Source organism: Pseudomonas sp. GD04019, from assembly GCF_029837695.1.
Classification (GTDB): Bacteria; Pseudomonadota; Gammaproteobacteria; order Pseudomonadales; family Pseudomonadaceae; genus Aquipseudomonas.
Window position 1 is genome coordinate 267,550 of sequence record NZ_JAOEEA010000003.1, and the last position, 22,614, is coordinate 290,163.

Annotated in this window: 15 protein-coding genes and 1 pseudogene; 9 read left to right on the forward strand and 7 right to left on the reverse strand. The window is 59.5% G+C overall.

Translation table 11 applies throughout. The features are described from left to right. Nucleotides 1-105: 105 nt before the first annotated feature. The gene (locus N7607_RS06505) at nucleotides 106-462 is read right to left on the reverse strand and encodes a histone-like nucleoid-structuring protein, MvaT/MvaU family (RefSeq protein ID WP_279864669.1); all 357 of its coding nucleotides are present in this window, start codon (nucleotides 460-462) and stop codon (nucleotides 106-108) included. 353 nt (nucleotides 463-815) lie between these two features. Here N7607_RS06505 and N7607_RS06510 point away from each other — a divergent pair, with 353 nt between their 5' ends. The 6 genes and pseudogenes from N7607_RS06510 (at nucleotide 816) to betT (ending at nucleotide 9,767) form a co-directional block, all read left to right on the forward strand. Beyond that, nucleotides 816-3,053: a hypothetical protein gene (locus N7607_RS06510; protein ID WP_279864667.1), complete on the forward strand. Its 2,238-nt coding sequence runs from the start codon at nucleotides 816-818 to the stop codon at nucleotides 3,051-3,053. 2 nt (nucleotides 3,054-3,055) lie between these two features. Continuing rightward, entirely contained in the window at nucleotides 3,056-5,098 is a 2,043-nt protein-coding gene (locus N7607_RS06515; RefSeq protein WP_279864666.1) for a hypothetical protein, read from the forward strand. Next, complete coding sequence (locus tag N7607_RS06520; protein ID WP_279864665.1) at nucleotides 5,079-5,600, forward strand: hypothetical protein; 522 nt, start codon at nucleotides 5,079-5,081, stop codon at nucleotides 5,598-5,600. Before N7607_RS06515 ends, N7607_RS06520 begins: the two co-directional genes overlap by 20 nt. 401 nt (nucleotides 5,601-6,001) lie before the next feature. Beyond that, nucleotides 6,002-6,955: a site-specific integrase gene (locus N7607_RS06525; RefSeq protein ID WP_279864664.1), complete on the forward strand. Its 954-nt coding sequence runs from the start codon at nucleotides 6,002-6,004 to the stop codon at nucleotides 6,953-6,955. Between the two features lie 126 nt (nucleotides 6,956-7,081). Beyond that, nucleotides 7,082-7,675 (forward strand): annotated as a pseudogene (locus N7607_RS06530) (ATP-binding protein); the annotation flags it as partial. A 124-nt stretch (nucleotides 7,676-7,799) separates the two neighbouring features. Continuing rightward, nucleotides 7,800-9,767, forward strand: a complete 1,968-nt coding sequence (gene betT, locus N7607_RS06535; protein ID WP_279864663.1) for a choline BCCT transporter BetT — start codon at nucleotides 7,800-7,802, stop codon at nucleotides 9,765-9,767. Nucleotides 9,768-9,817: 50 nt separating this feature from the next. On the opposite strand, the gene N7607_RS06540 is transcribed toward betT, so the two are convergent. Together N7607_RS06540 and N7607_RS06545 are read right to left on the reverse strand one after the other, a co-directional pair. After that, on the reverse strand, nucleotides 9,818-10,621 hold the full coding sequence (locus tag N7607_RS06540) for a type 1 glutamine amidotransferase (protein ID WP_279864662.1): 804 nt from the start codon (nucleotides 10,619-10,621) through the stop codon (nucleotides 9,818-9,820). A gap of 373 nt (nucleotides 10,622-10,994) precedes the next feature. Then, on the reverse strand, nucleotides 10,995-11,921 hold the full coding sequence (locus tag N7607_RS06545) for a LysR substrate-binding domain-containing protein (RefSeq protein WP_279864661.1): 927 nt from the start codon (nucleotides 11,919-11,921) through the stop codon (nucleotides 10,995-10,997). 138 nt (nucleotides 11,922-12,059) lie between these two features. Here N7607_RS06545 and N7607_RS06550 point away from each other — a divergent pair, with 138 nt between their 5' ends. Further along, entirely contained in the window at nucleotides 12,060-13,445 is a 1,386-nt protein-coding gene (locus tag N7607_RS06550) for a NorM family multidrug efflux MATE transporter (RefSeq protein WP_279864660.1), read from the forward strand. Between the two features lie 121 nt (nucleotides 13,446-13,566). On the opposite strand, the gene N7607_RS06555 is transcribed toward N7607_RS06550, so the two are convergent. Next, nucleotides 13,567-15,240 (reverse strand): bifunctional diguanylate cyclase/phosphodiesterase, encoded by a 1,674-nt coding sequence (locus N7607_RS06555; protein ID WP_279864659.1) that lies wholly within the window; start codon nucleotides 15,238-15,240, stop codon nucleotides 13,567-13,569. A 295-nt stretch (nucleotides 15,241-15,535) separates the two neighbouring features. Between N7607_RS06555 and rep the strand changes: the two genes are divergently transcribed. Then, complete coding sequence (gene rep / locus N7607_RS06560) at nucleotides 15,536-17,545, forward strand: DNA helicase Rep (RefSeq protein ID WP_137974612.1); 2,010 nt, start codon at nucleotides 15,536-15,538, stop codon at nucleotides 17,543-17,545. 71 nt (nucleotides 17,546-17,616) lie between these two features. Beyond that, on the forward strand, nucleotides 17,617-20,184 hold the full coding sequence (locus N7607_RS06565; RefSeq protein WP_279864657.1) for a WG repeat-containing protein: 2,568 nt from the start codon (nucleotides 17,617-17,619) through the stop codon (nucleotides 20,182-20,184). 140 nt (nucleotides 20,185-20,324) lie between these two features. Here N7607_RS06565 and N7607_RS06570 read toward each other — a convergent pair whose 3' ends face one another. The 3 genes from N7607_RS06570 to alr form a co-directional block, all read right to left on the reverse strand. Next, on the reverse strand, nucleotides 20,325-20,747 hold the full coding sequence (locus tag N7607_RS06570) for a c-type cytochrome (protein WP_279864656.1): 423 nt from the start codon (nucleotides 20,745-20,747) through the stop codon (nucleotides 20,325-20,327). 118 nt (nucleotides 20,748-20,865) lie between these two features. Then, the gene (locus N7607_RS06575; protein WP_137974609.1) at nucleotides 20,866-21,414 is read right to left on the reverse strand and encodes a cupin domain-containing protein; all 549 of its coding nucleotides are present in this window, start codon (nucleotides 21,412-21,414) and stop codon (nucleotides 20,866-20,868) included. A gap of 103 nt (nucleotides 21,415-21,517) precedes the next feature. Continuing rightward, nucleotides 21,518-22,591 carry an alanine racemase gene (alr, locus tag N7607_RS06580; protein WP_279864655.1) on the reverse strand — a complete coding sequence of 358 codons (1,074 nt, stop codon included), beginning with the start codon at nucleotides 22,589-22,591 and terminating at the stop codon, nucleotides 21,518-21,520. Between the last annotated feature and the right edge of the window lie 23 nt (nucleotides 22,592-22,614).

The window sequence follows — 22,614 nt, forward strand, 5'->3', positions numbered from 1 at the left end:
AAACGCAAACATCATGAAGAGCACACGACCTTCATTAAGCGCTATGCTTTTCCCACAAACAAAAAGGGCCGCATTCGCGGCCCTTTCGTTGAACTTGATACAGACTTATTGAAGCCAGCTTTCAACCTTCTCGGCGCCATACTGCTCTTTCCAAGCTTTCAGCACCTTGTGATTGCCACCCTTGGTTTCGACAACTTCGCCGTTGTTCGGATTTTTGTAGACCTTCAGAGTGCGCTCGCGGCGGGCACCTTTGACGGGCGCTACGGAACCTTTGCTAGCCTTGGGATCCAGCAGGTCGATGACATTACGCAGTGAGTAGCCGTATTCACCGAGGAGGGAGCGAATTTTGTTTTCAAACTCGATTTCCCGCTTAAGTTTCTCATCATCCTTCAGAGCTTCGAGACGCTTTTGTTGCTCAGCGATCTGAGCTTGCAGGGCTTTGTATTCTGCGACTATCGACATGGGGTGCTCTCTTAAAGGAGGGGTTGAGGGAAAAGTACAGCAAGGTCTGTAGATATTAAGCCAGAAATCAGGAAGCGAACAACGCAAAGCCGCAAAAAACAACCAGCATTAGCTTGTCGCGGCAAACGAGCCCCTGAGCTCAGCTCGAATTTGATACCAAACCCGCAGACCACTCGTCGGAGAGTGTATCAGAACCGACTTTCATCAACACAAATTAACTCTAAGCATTTCATAGACATAGCACGACAACGCCACTTTAAAGTTGTCAATAAATATATATCGCAAACTTGATGACAGTTGCAAAGGAGAGAGCTGCGCATATAAATCTCCATATCCGAAACTGGAGATCGGGCATGCCAGCCATAATTCAGAAACTGCATACGGTTGAGAGGAAGTATCTTCCAACAGAGCTGCCTGAAGTGCTGCTAAGACTATTAGCCTGTACCAAGAATCTATGCGAAAGTGATTATCCGCGCTTAGAAAAAATCTTCCTATGCTACTACCTTGCAGTCAGTCAATCCTTAAGCATTAACTGGAACAACACTCAAGAGTGCGAGAAATATGCAAGATTGTTTATTGGGGCAGTATTGTCTGGCGAACTTATAGACTTGTCAGACCAACGAAAATACAGATTTATATCAACTTGGAACTATGCAATTCAAAAGCTTTACACTGACGGCGATTTTAATCAGCCCGCGCTGTGTATTAACATGAAATTCGACACCACTGATATCCACGAGATAATCTTATCATTTGCGAAGATACAAATAAACGAATCAGCTAAATACACGCTAAAAACATGGCAAGCAACAAACCAGAATGGGGAGGCAATACACCTTCCGCTTACCGGAATTTACCTAGCCCGTGGCAAAAAATTCTCTGAATCCCTATTCACAATTTGCAAGTGCAATCTTGCCCGCAGCCGATCCAGGTATATACCGGCTTTAAAGTACCTGTGCGAATTTATCAGCACTGTTTATCAGGAGATGACCGATAAGGACTTTCTTGATCCAGACAAATCCCGGATATTTTGGTCTGACTTTAAAGTCTGGTACTTCACAACCGCTTATGATCGAAATTCCAAAGCAAGAGTAGTCGCCTCAGTGTGGAAAGAGTTCTGTCAATTCGCGAACGGATCACTATTCGGCACTAAAATATTCTGCGCTCCGACCGGAGGCATAGATAAGTACTGCCCGACATTCACGAATCTAGATGAAATTAACACGCGAGATATTAATGGGCGAACTTACAATTTTAAGCTAACTCAACCGATCCCAAACGAAATCTCAGACTCCGAAGCAATTGAAGTTATATTCAACAAGCTCAGCGCCGACATAAAAACAATAAAATGCTGGGCAATACAACATGCGCAATCTCTTAAAAATCGCTTAGTCAGAATGAGGACTCTTCAATTGAAGCCTCTGACATTAAAGGCGGCTAACAAAAATGCTATTCCTGGCACTATAGAGTTCGAGCACATAGCAAGCAGCTCATACAAAATCTACGGGCATGTCACCGAGATGGACATGCGCCTTAAAAGCATATACCCAACTCCACTTAGCGAAGCCGCCAATGTAATTGCAGCTCCGACTATCGATGCACTACTGCCTCTTGCCTACTATCTCATCGCGCAGCACCCACAAATCACGCCTAACTTTCTCATAAAACTAGAAATAGTTGACGCGAAAGATAATATTGCGGGCCTGATTCAAACAGATAACTGCACATACCTTCGAGGTTTCAAATACAGGCGCGGCGCGCATAACGCAGAGCAGAAAATTAAGCTCTCAAAATCATCACTTGCCATAGTTAAATTAATTGTTGAGTTAACCAATCCGGCCCGACAATATCTCAAAGACAATTCAGACCCTAACTGGAAAAGATTATTTTTAACAACCGGAAAAGGGTTTGGTTATCCTAAGACCTTAACCAACCTTTGCTATAGCTCCGAGCGACTGCCTGATATCCTCGACAGTCTTAGAAACGTCCATTCAAAACGTCAGCCAAATTCATCATTCGGGCCGCTGAATCTCACAGCTAAGAGCATCAGAGCCACAAGAGCAATAATAGATTTCATCAAACATAAAGACTTGAACTCTATTGCCCATGCGCTAGGGCATAAGCAGGTCTCAGAAAGGCTTCTGCGTCGCTACATACCTAAACCAATATTTGAATTTTTTAGCCGCCGCTGGATTCGAATATTCCAACAAGCACTAATTATCGAAGCAATGGCTGGTAGCGAATATCTGCTTGAAGCTTCAGGCTTGGCCTCTGATACAGAAATTGCCATTTTTTTAGAGTGCCACGCGGTCGAGTTTATGCAACCAACGGATCGACCGGCACCAGATCAAATCCCTAAACGCCTACATAATATAGCCAAAGAAATAATAATTAATGTCAATGAAGAAATCTTAGAGTTAATGCTTCGCTTGTCTTTAGGCAAAACAGTGCAAAGTGAAAAGAATAGCCTGAACCTTTACTGGAAAAGTGTCTGCGAAGCCATAATACGAAGAATCGATTCTCCTGATTTCTTTAGGCCCGACATTAAGCTTTGCTTGCAACAAGCAAGATCCAAGCTACTGGCGGACTAATGATGGCGCTGACTAACCTAAATATTCCAGAAGTATTCGCCTTTCTGAAACAGACTGACGGAAGTCGAGGTCTAGAAAGACTGATCACGCAATTCACCCTTCTAAAATCCCCATTCACCGCAGAGCTGTGGCTTATCGAAGGGCTACAGTACCCAATCAATTTCAACATTTTACTAGCTGATAATTCACGGCTAACAGACTCAAAGAATTCTGCGCTCTTGCTAGAACTGAAAACTTGGATCGCCATCCAGCAAGCGCTACCAGAAAATAAAAAAATTCAGTACTCAACAGAACACATTCTAAAGCGGATCCGGCATGTCCTCCGCATAATCGACTATTTCCTACTTAGCGATGAAGCTCCGCTGCTAGCAACTCATGGTGTATCGGCATTAACAGGTAACTCGTTTAAGTCGCTTGCCCATAGGCTATGCACTTTCAACTGCGTCGAAGAGCAGTTCTATGACTGGAGTAAACGCCTTCGTGCTTATCTTATTGAGCATTGCTCACATGCCTATAACCATAGTGGTTTGCCGATCCATCCTGATATTGAAAATTTTGAGCCGCACAGGAGAGGCTTCTCACTTAATTTGACAGACGAGCAAATAGTCAACATACGTAGAAATCTATATCTGAATAGCACAGAGTTTCCTTCTACCCTTAAAAATAGACCGAAAAACCTGCTTAACCCGATCCGGGTCGCCTTATACGCAAACACTCTATACGGTGAGAGACTATACAAGCTGCCGGCTGAGCTTAAACTTGCCTCACCCATTATAGAGCTCAAAGAAAAGCAGCCCGCACCAATTCGAAGTAAGCACAATAAAATTGTGAAGCAGAATTTCAGGCTCTACATGTCATGCATTAGGTCGTTAGAGAACATATCTGAGTATGGATCTCGTCCTCCTCTGCATGCTGAGTTCGAGCTGATTGCTTCTAAAAATCTACGAAATCTGGAGACGTCCGATCCTGATAGGTATCGCTCAGTTCCATTTCACGTAGGTTTACTTGCTCTAAGGCAGTCGATTGAGTACTCCCTTCGGTACGGCCCCGACATCCTAGACGCAACAGCAAGAATTATTATTGAAGTTAACAATGGAAATTTAGATATTAGCGGCGATCATGATCTAACTCCGTATCTGTCCGACAAACTGTTGCTGCTAGGCATAAAGAGATGGACGATATATACGCCTACCGGCACTGGAAATAATTTTACGGAGCAATTGAAGGCAAGCGAAGGGCTTTATGAAGCTTTTCTTGTGTTAATTGGCGCAGTGCAAGTAATGCTTGGTCTTCTCAGCGCCAGGCGCTTTGAAGAGATTCGGAACGTCCGATACAGCAATCTTGACCCTCAGTCCTCTGATCTAATTTTTCACAATGGAAAGTCTGGCATTGGAGACAAGCGCGCCAAAATTTCCCGGCCTATACCGCCAGTCTGCTTCAAAGTTTTGAATCTTCTTCATGATTTTCATGTATTTCTTTCAGAACATAACATTAGTGAAACGGACGCCAAATTACTTAGCCTCCCGGACAGATCAACACTTAAAATCAAGCGCACAAACTCGAAAGGATACTATGATGTAATTGATCTATTTTGCGACCATGCGCAAATCCCGTTAAACGAGTTTGGCCAACGTTATTACCTTCGCGAGCACCAACTACGTCGTTTCTTTGCACAGGCTTTCTTCTGGTCTTCTCTAGGGAATTTACACACACTTCGTTGGATGTTGGGTCAAACTGATCCAGAACATATTTACAGATATATATCAGATAATGTTCCAGGCGAGATCTTCATAGACGTTAAGGCAGAATTTGTAACTGAAGTCCTTCTCCACAGACAGCACTCTAACCCTGAGCTCGAATCGCTTGTAGAGGAACACTTCAACACCAATCGGTTATCAATTCTTCTTGAAGAAGAGGTCAGGGATTACATCCAGCTCTTGATAAAAGATAAAACAATTCTGGTAGAGCCACATTACTACTATTCTGACACCGGTAAGTCATACGACATACTGATCGAGGTCTTACATGAAGACCAATACCTCTGAGTCGCCATCCGTCGTAACACTATATGAGCTATTAACTAGTGTAGCTTCTGGGCGAACGAGCTTGCCAACCAGTGTTCTCAGCAGTCAGTCATCACTTGCCAACTATTCTGATTCGCATCTAGGAATCTATAAAAGCTCATTGAACACTCTAAAAGCCAAAGCAAATTCTCTCATTTCTGGTGGATTTCAAGAGCTTGACGGCCAACGGCGTAAAGCTCTTATCCAGATGCAAAAGCGTCCAACTAAATCGAAGACTGGTGATGGCCGCACGAAACTAGATCTTGAAGTGAAAATTACGTCTTTAAAATCAGATATTCTATCGCTAGAAGAAGACTTGCTCACTTTTTCCGTTGCACTTGATACTGCCCTTTCATGGGTAACACGCAACATATCAGATACAAACAATCAACTACTGATCAAGCATTGGAGTCAACAGCGGAAAGAGATTCTCACAATGCTCTCCCTGAGGAATCGTCGCAGAACGACGTTTGAACCCCAATGAAAAGGGTCTCATTAACCTCAGCACAGTTTAAGTATGTTTTCTCAATCACTCCGGATGGAGTGCCTCAGACATTGCCTGCTAACAATATTCCGATGCTGCATTGGCCAGATGGTTCTTGGTGCTATGAAGCCAACTCTTTTTTATTCAATAAATTCGAACAAGGCCTTTCTAGGATTGGTCGCGGATCAACACTACACACTTACGCCACCCAGCTTTGCCACATAATCAGGTACTGTTACGCTAACAAAGTTGACTTTATCCAATTATCCGACTCACGCTTTCGATCTTTCATAAGCTCCCTGAAGGGCGAGAAGACAAACACAAATGAGCCAGCACGCTCCCTAACTGCGGTACTGGCAATTGGAAGATTGACGCTCGACTTCCTTGACCATGTAGGACGCATGCATGGCCATGACTCAATGTTAGGTATTGATGGTCAAATAAGAGCTGTTAAAAAGAAAGCAATAATTAAAATCGAAGACAGCCCCAATACAATATCCAGATATTACTGGCACCATCAAGCACTTCCGAGACCTATCGCTTCTAATGAGAGAGATGCTATACGTCAACAGGCAATCGATTCCCTCACTGAAGCTGCCACTAACGCTAAGACGTCTCTATTCATTCGCAGGCGCAGATACATACTAATAAGAGTACTAGAGATTACGGGAGGCCGTAGAGAGGAAGTCCTAAATCTAACGGTTGAATCTGTGCGAGCAGCATACAAGATGGAGCATCCGAGCTTACGCCTAATAACAGTAAAGCAAGGCGGCAATACCGTAGTAGAGCGCATGATCCCTATTTCTAAACAGGACTGTGAATTCCTCTTAGACTTTGTTGAAAAATCTCGGATGCTGATTATTCAAAAGACAATAGGAAAGCACCATGACCATGGATTTGTTTTCATTAGCCAAAGAACTGGCCAACGGTTTGCCACTAATACCATTACTCAAGAATTATCTAATCTCAAAGCTTTAGCCAAAATCAGGTCTAAAGCTCACGCCCACATGTTCCGCCATAGATTCATCACGAAGCTTTTCATTAGCTACATTCAGCACTACTGCCTAGTAAATAAAGATGATTTCAGGCGTAGACTTCTTGATACTGACTACCTGAAACGCAAGGTAATGGAACTCACGGGGCATAAGCGCATTGCCTCCCTTGAAAGATACATTGACCCTGCATTTGATGAATTTTTCGAGCTCCAAAAAGCAGCTGAAATACTAGTCGCAAAGAAAGACGATTCAGCAAGCGCTGATCTGATTCAGAAGCTGATTAGTGGAGTCCAGATCGGTCAGTCAAAGGAGCAAACCCTTGCTGATCTTCGTTTGCTCGAAGCGATCAACAAGAACTGACCACCACTCGCATTCCTATCAATAGCCCTTTCCTTTCCCCAATCAGGTTGTAGGCTGCATGCTGCCTAACGCTTGCCCTCAGCACGTGGCTACTGACAACTTTCAGTACGTGCCATGCAAAAAAGCAAAATGCCGGAGTTCGACAGGAAGGTTCTGGAGGTGCTGCGCGAACCGCTGGAGAGCGGACAGATCGTCATCGCCCGGGCCCGCGACAAGGTGCGCTTCCCCGCGCGCTTCCAGCTGGTGGCGGCGATGAACCCCTGCCCCTGCGGCTACCTGGGCGACCCCGGCGGGCGTTGCCGATGCTCGCCGGACCAGGTGCAGCGCTACCGCGCCAAGCTGTCCGGACCGCTGCTCGATCGCATCGACCTGCACCTTACGGTGGCGCGCGAGAGCACCAGTCTGCAGGCATCGGCGCAGCCGGGCGAAGACAGCGCCAGCGTCGCCGGCCGGGTCGCCCTGGCGCGGCAACGGCAGCTCCAACGCCAGGGCTGCGCCAACGCCTTTCTCGACCTGCCCGGCCTGCGCCGCCATTGCGCGCTGGCGGAGCAGGACCAGTACTGGCTGGAACAGGCCTGCGAACGCCTCAACCTGTCACTACGCGCCGCCCACCGCCTGCTCAAGGTGGCCCGCACCCTGGCAGACCTGGAACAGGCCGAGCAGATCGCTCGTCCGCATCTGGCTGAGGCCCTGCAGTATCGACCCAGTGCCGCGTGCTGAAGCGCCATCGATCCAATAAAGACATTGCCTAAACCTCATCAAGAGAAAAAACCTATCAATCCGTGCTAGAATGGCCAGCCTTCCGCCCTTGGCGGCCCATCCGATAACAAGGAGAGCTAGCTCAATGGAGGCATCTTCGTCTTCGCTCAACCGGCCCGTATTCTTCACCTCGGCCACCCTCATCCTCGCCCTGGTGCTGTACAGCGTGCTGTTCCAAGCCCAGGCACAAAACCAGTTCGCCCTGCTGCAGACCTGGATCCTCGATAAGGCCAGCTGGTTCTACGTTCTCACCGTCGCCCTGATCCTGATCTGCTGCATCTATCTGGCCGTGAGCCGCTACGGCGACCTCAAGCTCGGTCCCGACCACAGCCAGCCCCAGTACCGCAATACCACCTGGTTCGCCATGCTGTTCTCCGCCGGCATGGGCATCGGCCTGATGTTCTTCGGTGTGGCCGAGCCGCTGATGCACTTCACCGCACCGCCAGTGGGCGAGGCCGGCACCGTGCAGGCGGCTCGCGAGGCAATGAAGCTGACCTTCTTCCACTGGGGCCTGCATGCCTGGGCGATCTACGCGATAGTCGCCCTGATCCTGGCCTTTTTCTGCTTCCGCCATAACCTGCCGCTGACCCTGCGCTCGGCGCTCTACCCGCTGATCGGCGAACGCATCTACGGCCCCATCGGCCATGCGGTGGATATCTTTGCCATTCTCGGCACGGTGTTCGGCGTGGCCACGTCCCTGGGCTATGGCGTGCTGCAGATCAACAGCGGCTTTCATCATCTGTTCGGTCTGCCGGTGAACAGCGCGGTGCAGGTCGCCCTGATCGCCGGCATCTGCCTGCTGGCCACCCTGTCGGTGGCCAGCGGCCTGAACAAGGGCATCCGCATTCTCTCCGAACTGAACCTGACGCTGGCGGTGCTGTTGCTGCTGTTCGTCCTGGCGCTGGGGCCGACAGTATTCCTGCTCAAGACCTTCGTGCAGAACAGCGGCGCCTACCTGTCGGAGATCGTCAGCAAGACCTTCAACCTCTACGCCTACCAGCCGACCGAGTGGATTGGCGGCTGGACCTTGCTCTACTGGGGCTGGTGGCTGTCCTGGTCGCCCTTCGTCGGCCTGTTCATCGCGCGTATCTCGCGCGGCCGCACCATCCGCGAGTTCATCTGCGGCGTACTGTTCGTTCCCGCCGGCTTCACTCTGCTATGGATGACCGTGTTTGGCGACAGCGCCATCCACATGGTGCTTAACGAGGGCCTGAGCAGTCTGGCCGAAACGGTCAGTGTGGACAGCTCGCTGGCGCTGTTCGCCTTCCTCGAGCACTTCCCCTTCAGCAGCCTGCTGTCGCTGATAGCGGTGGCCATGGTGGTGGTGTTCTTCGTCACCTCGGCCGACTCCGGTGCGCTGGTGGTGGACATGCTGGCTTCTGGCGGGCGCACCAATACGCCATTGTGGCAGCGCCTGTTCTGGTCGCTGCTGATCGGCGTGGTGGCCATCGCCCTGCTCCTGGCCGACGGCCTCAAGGCCCTGCAGACGGCGACCATCGCCAGTGCCCTGCCCTTCTCCGTCGTCCTGCTCGCCGCCATGTGGGGCCTGCTGCGCGCCCTTCATCTGGATGCCACCAAGCGCGGCATCCGCTTCCAGGCGCTGGCCAGTTCACGGCAGAGCGGGCGCCAGCACGGTGGCTGGGAGCGCCGCCTGCGCAATCTGGTGATGTTCCCGCGGCGCGCCCATGTCACGCGCTTTATCGCCGATGTGGTGCAACCAGCCTGCCAGGCGGTGGCTGAAGAGCTGCGCAAGCAGGGGCTGGCGGCCAGCGTGAACGGTGGCGAAGAAGGTCGCGTGCGCCTTGAGGTGGCCCACGGCAGCGAGACGGACTTCAGCTACGAGGTGCGCCCACGCGCCTTCGTCCAGCCCAGCTTCGCCCTGCGCGACACGGCCGACGACGGCAACGAGGAGCGCAAGTACTTCCGCGCCGAGGTCCACCTGCGCGAGGGCGGCCAGGACTACGACGTAATGGGCTGGGGCCGCGACGAGGTGATCGGCGACATCCTCGACCAGTACGAGAAGCACATGCATTACCTGCACATGGTGCGCTGAAACAAAAAAGCCCGGCATCTGCCGGGCTTTGCATGCGTGTGGAACAGCGCTCAGCCAGCCAGATCGAAGCTGACGCCAGCCTGGCGCTGGCGGCAGGCTTCGCCGAAGGCCTCGAAGATCTTCACCGAATCCGGGTTCTGCGCGGCCTGCCATTCCGGGTGCCACTGCACGGCGAACAGGAAGGGTGACAGGCTCGGCGCATGGACCGCCTCGACCAGGCCGTCCTCGGCGTGGGCCAGCGGCTCCAGGCCCTTGCCCAGGCTTTTCACACCCTGACCATGCAGGGAGTTGACGCCGATCTCCTCGCCGCCCAGCACCTTGGCCAGCCAGCTGCCGGACTCGATGCGCACCTTGTGCGCCTCGGAGTACTGCACCGCCACCGGGTCGTCGGTGTTCTCGCGATGGTCGTTGAAGCCCGGCTCGGCGTAGAGCTTCTGGTACATGTCGCCGCCCAGGGCCACGTTGATTTCCTGCATGCCGCGGCAGATGCCGAAGATCGGCAGACCGCGAGCGATGGCGGCTTTGATCAGCGGCAGGTCGAACAGATCACGGTCGCGGTCCTGGCCCTTCTCCGGGGTGAGGTTCTCCTGACCGTAGAGAGTGGGGTCGATGTTCGAGCCCGCGCCGGTGAGGTACACACCGTCGGCCATGTCGAGATACTGCTCGAGGTCTTCGGTACCGCAGCAGGTGGGCACCAGCACCGGTACGCAGCCGGCGATCTCCACCAGCGGCACGATGTATTTGTGGGTCATCACCTGATAGTCGTGGCCCTTGCGCTCCTGGGCGCCCATGGACATCAACACGACGGGTTTGCGTTTGGCAGAAGGGGTCTTTGCGCTCTTGTTGTTGGACATACGTCACCTTGGGGCAGATCGATCTGCCGTTGCTGTGCAGGTGGGTCGGGAGATCGACGCGCTACCTGTTTGGCACGGTTCCGTCTGTCGGCGGCGTAACTGGGGCCTCGCCTGGAGGCATGGGAGTGGGAGGTAACGAACCTTCCGCGACGGCCGCATAACAGACGAACCGCCAGCACAGTCTCTCCAGGCCCGTAAAATATGTCAAACAAATCTTATCGAGAACGTTTAAGAATCAGATCGGCATATCGGCTCGCAGGCGCCAATATTCGGCGCATAAGGCCATCAGCGCTTTTCTCTATCCGCCGCAAAGGTCCATTATTTTTTACGCAAACCGATTGAAATCCTGAAAGACCGCCAAAGCCAGGCGGCATCAGGGTTTGATCCACTGCACCGGCGGCAGGCGCATCTGCGCCACCTCGGCGAGGAGGAAATCGCGCAGGCGCCACAGGCGCTCCTCGCCGCGCCGGCCACGTGGCCAGACCAGGTGATAGCTGTCGCCACTGGCCACCGCGCTGGGCCAGGGCAGGCCGAGGCGGCCCTGCTCGACATCCTCGGCGACCATCACCAGATCGCCGATGGACACCCCGTAGCCACGCGCCGCCGCCACTATGCCCAGCTCCAGGGTGTCGAACACCTGGCCGCCCCTGAGCGGCACCCGCTCCTCCAGGCCCATGGCCTGCACCCAGCGCCGCCAGTCGCGGCGGTCCGGGGTCGGATGCAGCAGTTCCGCGGCCTGCAGGCGCTCCAACGCCCAGGGCCCATCGGCGGCGGCCTCCGGCGCGCAGACCGGGATCAGCCATTCGGCGAACAGCTCGACGCTCTCCCACTCGGCGGGGAAGGCACCGCCGCTGCTGAGCAGCACGGCGCAATCGAAGGGCTCCTGGTGGAAATCGACCTTGTCCACGTCCATCCAGGCGCTGGTCAGTTGCACCTCGATATCGGCATTGCGCTGACGGAAGCGCGACAGCCGCGCCAGCAGCCAGCGCATGGTCAGGGTCGAGGGCGCCTTCAGACGCAGGGTGGCATCGTCGGCGCTCAGCGCGGTGCAGGCCCGCTCCAGCGCATCGAAACCATCGCGCACGCCCGGCAGCAGCAGGCGCGCACTCTCGCTCAGGCGCAGATGACGGCCGGCGCGCTCGAACAGGCGGCAGCCGAAGTGGTCCTCCAGGGTGCGGATATGCCGGCTCACCGCACTCTGGGTGATGGCCAGCTCCTCGGCGGCGCGGGTGAAGGAGGCGTGCCGGGCGGCGGCCTCGAAGGCGCGCAGGGCATAGAGCGGGGGCAGGCGGCGGCCCATGGTGATTACCTATGAGTATTAGTCATGCCAGGCATCGCTTTTTTCCCTTTGTGCGACGGCGGCTGGCTCCGGAGAATGGCAGCATTCTCGGCTCGCCCGATTCTAGCGGACAAGCCCTTTTACTGAGCCAGACTCATCATGCCGCACGCCGTCCGCAATGAACTCATCGCCCTCTTCCGCCTCGCCGGCCCGCTGATCGCCGCGCAGCTGGCTCATGTGCTGATGGTATTCACCGACACCCTGATGATGGGCAAGCTGGGCCCAGCGGAACTGGCCGCCGGCGGCCTGGGCGCGGCCAGCTACTCGTTCATCTCGATCTTCTGTGTCGGCGTGCTGGCCGCGGTGGGCAACCTGATCGCCATCCGCCACGGTGCCGGCGACACCGCCGGGGTCACCCGCCTGGCGCAGAACGGTCTGTGGCTGGCCTGGGGTCTGGCCCTGGCGTGTGGCCTGCTGCTGTGGAACCTCGGCCCGCTGCTGGCCCAGTTCGGTCAGGAAGCCCACAACATCGAAGGCGCCATGCAGTTCCTCTCCACCCTGGTGTTCGCCCTGCCCGGCTACCTCGGCTTCATGGCCCTGCGCGGCTTCCCGGCGGCCATCGGCCGGCCGGGGCCGGTGATGGCCATCAGCATCGGCGGCGCGCTGGCCAACTTCGCTCTCAACTACGTGCTGATTCACGGCTGGTTCGGCCTGCCCAAGCTCGGCCTGGCCGGCATCGGTCTGGTCACTGCGGTGGTGGCCAACGTGATGACCCTGCTGCTGTTCATTCATCTGCTGCGTCATCCGGCCTACGCCGCCTACCCGCTGCGCCAGGGCTTGCTGCAACCGCGCCTGGCCGAGCTGAAGGAACTGCTGCGCCTGGGCCTGCCGATCGGCGGCACCTATGCGGTGGAATCCGGCATGTTCGCCTTCGCCGCCCTGTGCATGGGCGCCATCGGCAGCCACGCGCTAGCCGCGCACCAGGTGGCGATCATGTCGGTGTACGTGGCGTTCATGGTGCCGGTAGGCATTTCCTACGCCACCACTTTCCGCATCGGCCAGCACTATGGCGCCGGACGCCTGCTCGAGGCGCGCCGGGCCGGACGCCTGGGCATCGGCAGTGGCGCCGTGCTGATGCTCGGCTTCGCCCTGCTGTTCTGGCTGCTGCCGGAGCAGGTGGTGGGCCTGTTCCTCGACCGCCACGACCCGCAGTTCGCCGCCGTGGTGGCCATGGCCGTGAGCCTGCTGGCGGTGGCCGCGGTATTCGAGCTGTTCGACGGCATCCAGACCATCGCCATGGGCGCGATCCGCGGCCTCAAGGACGGCAAGACCACCCTGCTGGTGGGCATCGGCTGCTACTGGGTGATCGGCATTCCGCTGGCCTGGGCGCTGGCCTTCCCGCTGGGCTGGGGCGCCGAGGGCGTATGGTGGGGTCTGGCTGGTGGCCTGGCCTGTGCGGCGGTGGGGCTGACCCTGGGCTTCGAATGGAAGATGGGCCGTATGCTGCGGCCGCAGTCGGTAGCGGTAGAGGCCTGTCTGTCGTAGCCCGGATGCCATCCGGGAGAGGAAATGGGCAGCCCGCGTCGAGGTGAGAGCTGCCGGCTCAGTCCCTCACCCTAGCCCTCTCCCGGGGGAGAGGGAATGGTGCAACGCGCGACGCCGCAGCCTAAGACGGCAGCCCGCTCAGCAGCGGCTGGCGCATGCCGAACACCAGGAAGCGCGCCAGGTCGGCCAGCGGCAGCGGCTTGCTGATCAGATAGCCCTGCACCTGGTCGCAGCCGAACTGGCGCAGCAGGGCCAGTTGTTCGGCGTTCTCCACGCCCTCGGCCACCACTTCCAGATGGAGGTTGTGTGCCAGGTTGATCATGGCCCGCACCAGCTGGCGATTCTCCGCGCGCTCGCCCATGCCGCCGACGAAGCTCTTGTCGATCTTCAGCAATGTGATCGGCAGATTGTTGAGGTGCACGAAGGACGAGAAGCCGGTGCCGAAGTCGTCCAGCGAGAAGCGCACGCCGAGGCGGCCGAGGGCCTGCATGGTCTGCTGCACCTGCTCGCTGCGGCGCATCACGGCAGTTTCGGTCAGCTCGAACTCCAGCCACTGGGCGTCCACGCCGCGCTCTTCGATCAGGCGACTGAGGGTCGACAGCAGCTGGCTGTCCTGGAACTGGCGGAACGACAGGTTGACCGCCATGTGCAGCGCCGGCAGGCCGCGCCCGCGCAGCCACTGCATGTCGCGCAGGGCGCGGGAGATCACCCAGTAGCCGAGCGGCACGATCAGCCCGCTCTCCTCGGCCAGCGGCACGAATTCGTCCGGGCCGAGCAGGCCGCGCTCGGCGTGACGCCAGCGCACCAGCGCCTCGAGGCCGACGATGCGCCCGCTCTGCAGGCACAGGCGCGGCTGGTAGTGCAGCTCCAGCTCGTCGCGGCGCAGGGCGCGGCGCAGCTCGGCCTCCAGGTCGGCCATGCTGCGCGCGCCGCGGTGGATGCGTTCGTCGTACAGATGATGGGTGCAGCCCTGGGCCGCCTTGGCCTGCTGCATGGCGATATGCGCGTGCCACATCAGCGGGTCGGCACCGGCGTCGGCGCGGGCATGGGCCAGGCCCAGGCTGCAGCCGAGCAGCAGGCTCTCGCCGTCGACCCAGTAGGGCTCGGACAGCGCCTCGGTGATGCGTTCGGCCAGGCGTTCGGCGCGGGCCGGGTCGCGGCGGGTATCGACCAGCAGGGCGAATTCGTCGCTGCCCAGGCGCGCCAGGGCGTCACCGGCCTCCAGCTGGGCCTTGAGCCGCGCCACCACCTGCAGGATCAGGCGATCGCCGGCCTGGTAGCCGAGGGCGTCGTTGACATGCTTGAAGTTGTCCAGGTCCAGGTGGCCGAGTGTCAGGCCGCGCCCCTGGTATTCCGCCAGGCGCGCCGCCAGCAGGGTCTGGAAGCCCTGGCGGTTGGCGATGCCGGTCAGCGGGTCCTGCTCGGCCAGGCCCTGCAGGGTGTTCTGCAGGCGCGAGCGCTCGCCGGCGTAGCGCAGGCAACGGCGCAGCAGATCGACACTGAGGCTGCCGCGCACCAGCCAGTCGTAGACATCGGCCGGCGCCTCGCTAGGCTCCTCGTCGAGCAGCAGCACGGTGGGCAGCGAGCAGCGGCCGGGAGCCGGGCGACAGGCGGGGGTGGTCAGCAGCAGGCCGCAGCCGCCGTCGTCGAACAGGCTGCTGGCGGCTTCCCAGGAAGGCGCGGTGATCAGCGGGTAGGCCCCGGCAATGACTTCGAGCCGCGCGCGCAGCAACGCCGCCCACTCCGGCCTTTCGGCGAGCAGGACCAAGCGCATGGGTTCGACGAGCGCGGACAAATGACCTCCCCAAGGTCAAGCGAGACAGACTTACCCCGTCTGCGTGCACCGTTTTTCGGCGTTCTCTTTCTGCCGTCCTGTGCAGATTTCTGCGCATCCTCCCGGAAAGACATAGCAGCGGCAACCGGGGGCGAGTGGTACAACCGTACATGATCTTAAAAAATAGTGACTTAGCCCACAATCCTTAAGCTTTTTATGCGGAACTCTGCCTGCCCGGCGGCTGTCTGCACTCGTCCCGCCGTCGCCTGGCGACTGCTAGAATGCCGCCTCTTTTTTGCAGACCGAACAGTCCTCCATGTCCCGACTCAACCCTCGGCAGCAGGAAGCCGTGAACTACGTCGGCGGCCCTCTTCTGGTGCTCGCCGGCGCCGGCTCCGGCAAGACCAGCGTGATCACCCGCAAGATCGCCCACCTGGTGCAGCACTGCGGCATCCAGGCCCGCCACATCGTCGCCATGACCTTCACCAACAAGGCCGCGCGCGAGATGAAGGAGCGCGTCGGCACCCTGCTCAAGGGCGCCGAGGCCCGCGGCCTGACCGTGTCGACCTTCCACAACCTGGGCATGAACATCATCCGCAAGGAATACGCGGCGCTGGGCTACAAGCCGGGCTTCTCGATCTTCGACGACGGCGACATCAAGGCCCTGCTGACCGACATCATGCAGAAGGAATACGCCGGCGATGACGGCGCCGACGAGGTCAAGAACTACATCGACAGCTGGAAGAACGACCTGATCCTGCCGGACCAGGCCCTGGCCAATGCCCGCAACCCCAAGGAGCAGACCGCCGCCGTCGTCTACCTGCACTACCAGCGCACGCTCAAGGCGTACAACGCGGTGGACTTCAACGACCTGATCCTGCTGCCGGTGAAGCTGTTCCAGGAGCACAAGGACATCCTGGAGAAGTGGCAGAACCGCATCCGCTACCTGCTGGTGGACGAGTACCAAGACACCAACTCCAGCCAGTACCTGCTGGTGAAGCTGCTGGTGGGCATGCGCAACCAGATCACCGTGGTCGGCGACGACGACCAGTCGATCTACGCCTGGCGCGGCGCGCGCCCGGAAAACCTGATGCTGCTGAAGGAGGACTACCCGTCGCTGAAGGTGGTGATGCTGGAGCAGAACTACCGCTCCACCAGCCGCATCCTCAAATGTGCCAACACCCTGATCGCCAACAACCCGCACGCCTTCGAGAAGCAGCTGTGGAGCGAGATGGGCATGGGCGACGAGATCCGCGTGATCCGCACCCGCAACGAAGACGCCGAGTGCGAGCGGGTGGCTCTGGAAATCCTCACCGAGCACCTGCGTACCGAGCGCCCGTACAGCGACTTCGCCATCCTCTACCGCGGCAACTACCAGGCCAAGCTGATGGAGCTGAAACTGCAGCACCACCAGATTCCCTATCGCCTGTCCGGCGGCACCAGCTTCTTCGCCCGCCAGGAGGTGAAGGACCTGATGAGCTACTTCCGCCTGCTGGTCAACCCGGACGACGACAACGCCTACCTGCGGGTGATCAACGTGCCGCGCCGGGAGATCGGCTCGACCACCCTGGAGAAGCTCGGCAACTACGCCAGCGAGCGCAAGATCAGCATGTACACCGCCAGCGACGAGCTGGGCCTGGCCGAGCACCTGGACAGCCGCTATACCGAGCGTCTGTCCCGCTTCAAACGCTACATGGACAAGATCCGCGAGCAGTGCGCCGGCAACGACCCGATCGGCGCCATCCGCAGCATGGTGATGGACATCGACTACGAGAGCTGGCTACGCCAGAACGCCTCCAGCGACAAGGTCGCCGAGGCGCGCATGGGCAACGTCTGGTTCCTCGTCGAGGCGCTGAAGAACACCCTGGACAAGGACGAAGACGGCGACATGACCGTCGAGGACGCCATCGGCAAGCTGGTGCTGCGCGACATGCTGGAGCGCCAGCAGGAAGAGGAAGAAGGCGCCGAAGGCGTGCAGATGATGACCATGCACGCCTCCAAGGGCCTGGAGTTCCCCTCGGTGTACATCATCGGCTTCGAGGAGGAGATCCTCCCGCACCGCTCCAGCATCGAGGCCGACACCATCGAGGAAGAGCGGCGCCTGGCCTACGTCGGCATCACCCGCGCCAAGCGCAACCTGGCATTGACCTTCGCCGCCAAGCGCAAGCAGTACGGCGAGATCATCGACTGCACGCCGAGCCGCTTCCTCGACGAATTGCCGCCCGAAGACCTGGTCTGGGAAGGCCAGGAAGACACCCCGGTGGAGGTCAAGGCGGCCCGCGGCAACGACGCCCTGGCCAACATGCGCGCGATGCTCAAGCGCTGACCGCGCGCACAGTCGCCACTGGGCGGCTTGGCTAGACTGCGGGCTTCCGTCGTATCGCAAGGAAGCGCGCCGTGTCCCACCGCATGTACCTGTACAACAAGGCCGAGATCGGCAGCAGCGCGGACGCCTGCCTGCCACTGATGGAATGGGGCTACGAGCTGCCCCTGCTGCTGCAGCCGCTGTTCGCCCAGGCGCCCTTCGTTGGGCGCAACTGCTACAACGACCCGGGTAGCGAGGAGGGCCTGTACGCCGAGGCGCCCGGCGGTATCGCCGCGCTGCGCGCCTTCTACGACTTCATCGAGCGGCATGCCGGCCAACTGCTGACCGACGTCGAGGCCTTCCGCGAGGCGCGGCGCAAGATATTCCAGTTGCTCGACGAACAGGCCGGCCATGCCTGGTTCCACCTGGACGCCTGGGACGTGTTCAACATGAGCGATGAGGACCGCCGCGCCCAGGCCGAGGCGCTGCTCGACGAGATCGAGCGGGCCAACGCCTGCATCCGCGAGGCCATCGCCAACGACAACCCGCTGCTGCTCGACGCCTGCCCGGGCGTCGACGCGCCCTGGGCGGCCGGCAGCTTCCGCACCCTGCTCAACCTGGCCAACTACGACTACGGCTGGGCGCCGCTCGGCTCGCTGCTGCCGCATCGCGACGAGGACGAGCCGCAGATCTTCTGCGAGAACGAGCTGTTCGGCCTGCGCGGTGCCAATGGCCAGGTGCTGATCGCGCCGCGCTACCAGGCCTTCTACGAATTCGACTGGGACAGCGGCCTGGCCTGCGTGCAGCAGGGCGGACGCTTCGGCTACGTCGACCGCCAGGGCCGGGAAGTCATCGCCTGCCAGTTCGAGGATGCCTACGACTTCAGCGGCGCCCATGCGCTGATCGCCGAGGGCGGCAAGTTCGGCCTGATCGATCGCCAGGGCCAGGTCACCGTGCCGTGCCAGTTCGACGGCGGCGAGCCGCTGGACCACGACGGCACCTGCTGGAGCGTGCAACAGGGCGAGATATGGGGCGTGATCGACCCGGCCGGCAACTGGCTGCTGCCGGCCCAGTACCGGCAGATCCAGGCCCATGGCAGCTGCTATGCCGCCAAGCCGGAGAAGGGCCCGCAGCAGCTGTTCACCCGGCGCTTTCACGCCCTCGGTGCCATCGGCCTGGACAAGGTGGACATCGCCTACCTGGACGAGGCGCATAACGCCTATGTCATCCGCCGCCGCGACGGCAAGCAATGGCTGTATCGCGCCCTCGACGAACTCGGCCAGCCGCTGCTGCCCGGCGAGTACCAGTCGCTCAAGTACCAGCACGACCTGCAGGCCTGGCTGGTGCGCGACCAGCGCCTGTACGGCCTCTACCGCCACAGCGACCGGCAATGGCTGCTGCCCTGCGCCCATGCCCGCCTGGTGCCGCAGGAAAACACCAGCCGCGAAGACGACGGCACCAGCTATTGCACGGTGCAGGACGAGCGCGGCTGGGGCCTGTACCGCGGGGGCGCGCGGCCCGGCTGGGTGGTCGAGCCGCGCTTCGAGCGCCTTGAGCATCTCAACCAGCGCTACTTCAACGCCTGCCTGGAGGGCCGCTGGGGCATTCTCGACACCGGCGGCGAATGGCTGCGCCAGCCCTTCGACCAGGCCCGCGCCGAATACCGCTTCGTCCGCGATGGCGAACTGGCCCTGGTGTTCCACGACGGCCGCACCTGGGCCCTGCAGTCCGACGGCGAGTGCCTGCCACTGGCCGCCGAACGTGCCCTGGAGACCGTCGACCGCTACGCCCAGTTCGGCCTCGACGACATGCAGCAGGCCTGCCTGCAAGCCAGCGCCGGCGATCTCTGGCAGGCGCTGGACTGCCACCGCCGCGGCCTGGCGGCCTACGAGGCCGGGGACTACGCCACGGCCCGCCCGCTACTGCTACGCGCCGTCGAGCTGGGCAACGACGACGCCCTCAACGACCTGGGCTGCCTGCTGCAGAACGCCGACCAGGATGACCGCGGCGCCCTCGCCTACTTCCACCGCGCCTCTGACGCCGGCTCGGCGCTGGCCGCCCGCAACCTGGGCTACTGCTACCAGCACGGCCAGGGCGCCGAGGCGGACCTGGTCAAGGCGCGCGACTACTTCCTGCTGGCCACCGAGCGCGGTCATCGCCCGGCGCACCTGGAGCTGGCCGCGCTGCTGCTCGACCACCAGCCGGAATTGGGCGACCTCGACCTGACCCTGGAGCACTATCTGGCGGCCTGGCGCCACGGCGACAAGGACGAGAGCGCCAGCTGCCTGGGCTGGCTGTACGAGCAGCGCGAGGACTATGCCCAGGCCCAGCGCTACTATCTGCATGCATCCGCCCGTGGCGACGCCTACGCCGACTGGCGGCTGGGCCGCCTGCACCTGCACGGCCTGGGCATGCCGGCCAATCCGCACAAGGCGTTGGAGTATCTGCGCAGCGCCAGCGAGCGCGAGTGCGAGAACGCCTATCTGGATCTGGCCGAACTGCTGCTGGACGAGGAGGCCACCCAGGAAGAAGGCCTGAGCTGGCTGCAGAAGGCGGTCGACGCCGAGGTGGCCGGCGCTCGCGAGCTGGCCGAGCAGTTGCTCAAACAACGCAACGGCGCCGGCCTGCTGGGACGCCTGCTAGGTCGACTGCGACAATAAGCCGCAGAGTGCAAGCGTAAAAAAATGGCCTGGAGCCATTTTTGACGTCGCCCTGGCGACGGCCTGCAAGGTGGCCGCCAGGGATGGCAGGCCACAAAAAAAGCCGCCCGTAGGCGGCTTTTTTCTCGCTGTCGCAGGCCTTACAGGCCGGACATCTTCTGGATCGCGCCTTTCAGCTCGTCGTCCGAGCAGGTGGCGCAGGTGCCTTTCGGCGGCATCGCATTGATGCCGGAGATGGCCTTGGCCAGCAGGCCATCGAGACCACCTTCCTTGTCGGCGCGGGCCTTCCAGGCGGCGGTGTCGCCAGCCTTCGGAGCACCCAGCACGCCGGCGTTGTGGCAGGCGCCACAGTGGGCGGCGATCACGTCGTCGGGCGACTTGGCGCCACCGCCGGCGGACACGGCTACGGCGCCGACGCCCTTGCATTCTTCACCCTGGATGCAGACCTCGCCGACCGGCTTGATGCGCTCGGCGATCTCGTCGTTGGTCGCAGCCTGAGCGCTCACAGCCCACAGGGCCAATACGGCAGCTTGGGCCGCCAGCATTTTCTTGATCAGGTTCACGGTACACCCTCATTGGCTAGACACGCTCGCGGCCACGGTTTCGCGAGCGGGCGCAGTATAACGGTTAGGCCTGTCGGCCGGAACAACCCAACTTGTCGCAGGGGCATTGCCCGCTCTTTTAGAAGTTAGCCGGGGTTGTCGCACTGATCAGCCGAGCCGGCCGGTCGAACGGATTACGGAAGCGATGCGGCTTGGTGCTGTCGAAGTAGTAGCTGTCGCCCGGCTCGAGGACAAATACTTCGGCGCCGACGGTCAGTTCGAGACGCCCGTCCACCAGCATGCCGGCCTCTTCGCCGTCGTGGTTGAGCATCTCTTCACCGGTGTCGGTACCCGGCGGGTAGATCTCGTCGAGGAAGGTGATGGTCCGATTGGGATGCGCCTTGCCGATCAGCTTCATCGTCACGGCACCGCTGGAAAGGTCGGTCAGTTCGTTGGCCCGGTACACCACCTGGGTGTGGCTGTCCTGCTCCATATCCAGGGAGAAGAACTCCACCAGCGACATGGGAATCCCGCCGAGCACCTTCTTCAACGAGCTGATCGAGGGGCTCACGCTGTTCTTCTCGATCATCGAAATGGTGCTGTTGGTGACGCCCGCACGCTTGGCGAGTTCACGCTGGGAAAGGCCTTTGAGTTTGCGGATAGATTGCAGTCGAACACCGACGTCCAATGCGGGGGTCCTCCTTGGGAGCAAGGCATATGGGTGGCCGTATCATGGCGCCAGTGTTCAGTATTTACAACACTGCTGCCGCAATTGCTCCGCGGCCCGACCGCTAGCCCGCGGAATAGAGCCTCGGTACCCGCTTGAGATTGCAGAACAGCTGGTACGGAATGCTGCCGCAGCCATAGGCCACGGCACTGGCCGAGACGTTGCGGCCCCACAGTTCGACCCGGCTGCCGAGGCCGGCGCCGGGCAGATCGGTGAGGTCGACGGTGAGCATGTCCATCGACACCCGGCCGATCAGGCGGGTGGCCTGGCCGTCGACCATGACCGGCGTGCCGGTCGCCGCATGGCGCGGGTAGCCGTCGGCATAGCCCATGGCGACCACGCCGACGCGGGTCGACCGTTCGCTGACGAAGCGCGCGCCGTAGCCTACCGGCTCGCCGGCCGGCAGCTCGCGCACGGCGATGATCTTCGATTCCAGGGTCATCACCGGTTTGAGCCGCGCGGCCTGGGCCTGATCCTGTTCGAAGGGTGTGGCGCCGTAGAGCATGATGCCGGGGCGCACCCAGTCGCTAGGAATGTCAGGCCAGCCGAGTATGGCCGGCGAGTTACGCAGACTGATCTCGGCCTGCAGGCCGCCGCGCGCCTCGTGGAACAGCGCCAGCTGCTCGGCGCTGCGCGGGCAGTCCAGCTCGTCGGCGCGGGCGAAATGGCTCATCAGCACGATCTTCTCGACCTTGTCGCTGGCCAGCAGGCGCGCATGGGCGTCGCGGTACTCGGCCGGGTGCAGACCGACCCGGTGCATGCCCGAGTCGACCTTCAGCCACACCTGCAGCGGTCGCGCCAGGCGCGCCCGCTCGATGGCCTCGACCTGCCAGGCCGAGTGCACCACGCACCACAGCTGGTGCTGGTCGATCAGGCTCAGCTCGCTTGCCTCGAAGAAGCCTTCGAGCAGCAGGATCGGCTTGCGGATGCCAGCGTAGCGCAGCTCCAGCGCCTCCTCGATGCAGGCCACGGCAAAGCCGTCGGCCTCCACTTCCAGCGCCTGGGCACAGCGCGTGGCGCCATGGCCGTAGGCGTCGGCCTTGACCACCGCCAGGGCTTTCGCCCCGCTGATCTCGCGGGCGAGACGGTAGTTGTGGCGCAGGGCTTCGAGGTCGATCAGGGCACGGGCGGGGCGCATTTCGGCTACTTCGTTCGGTTAAA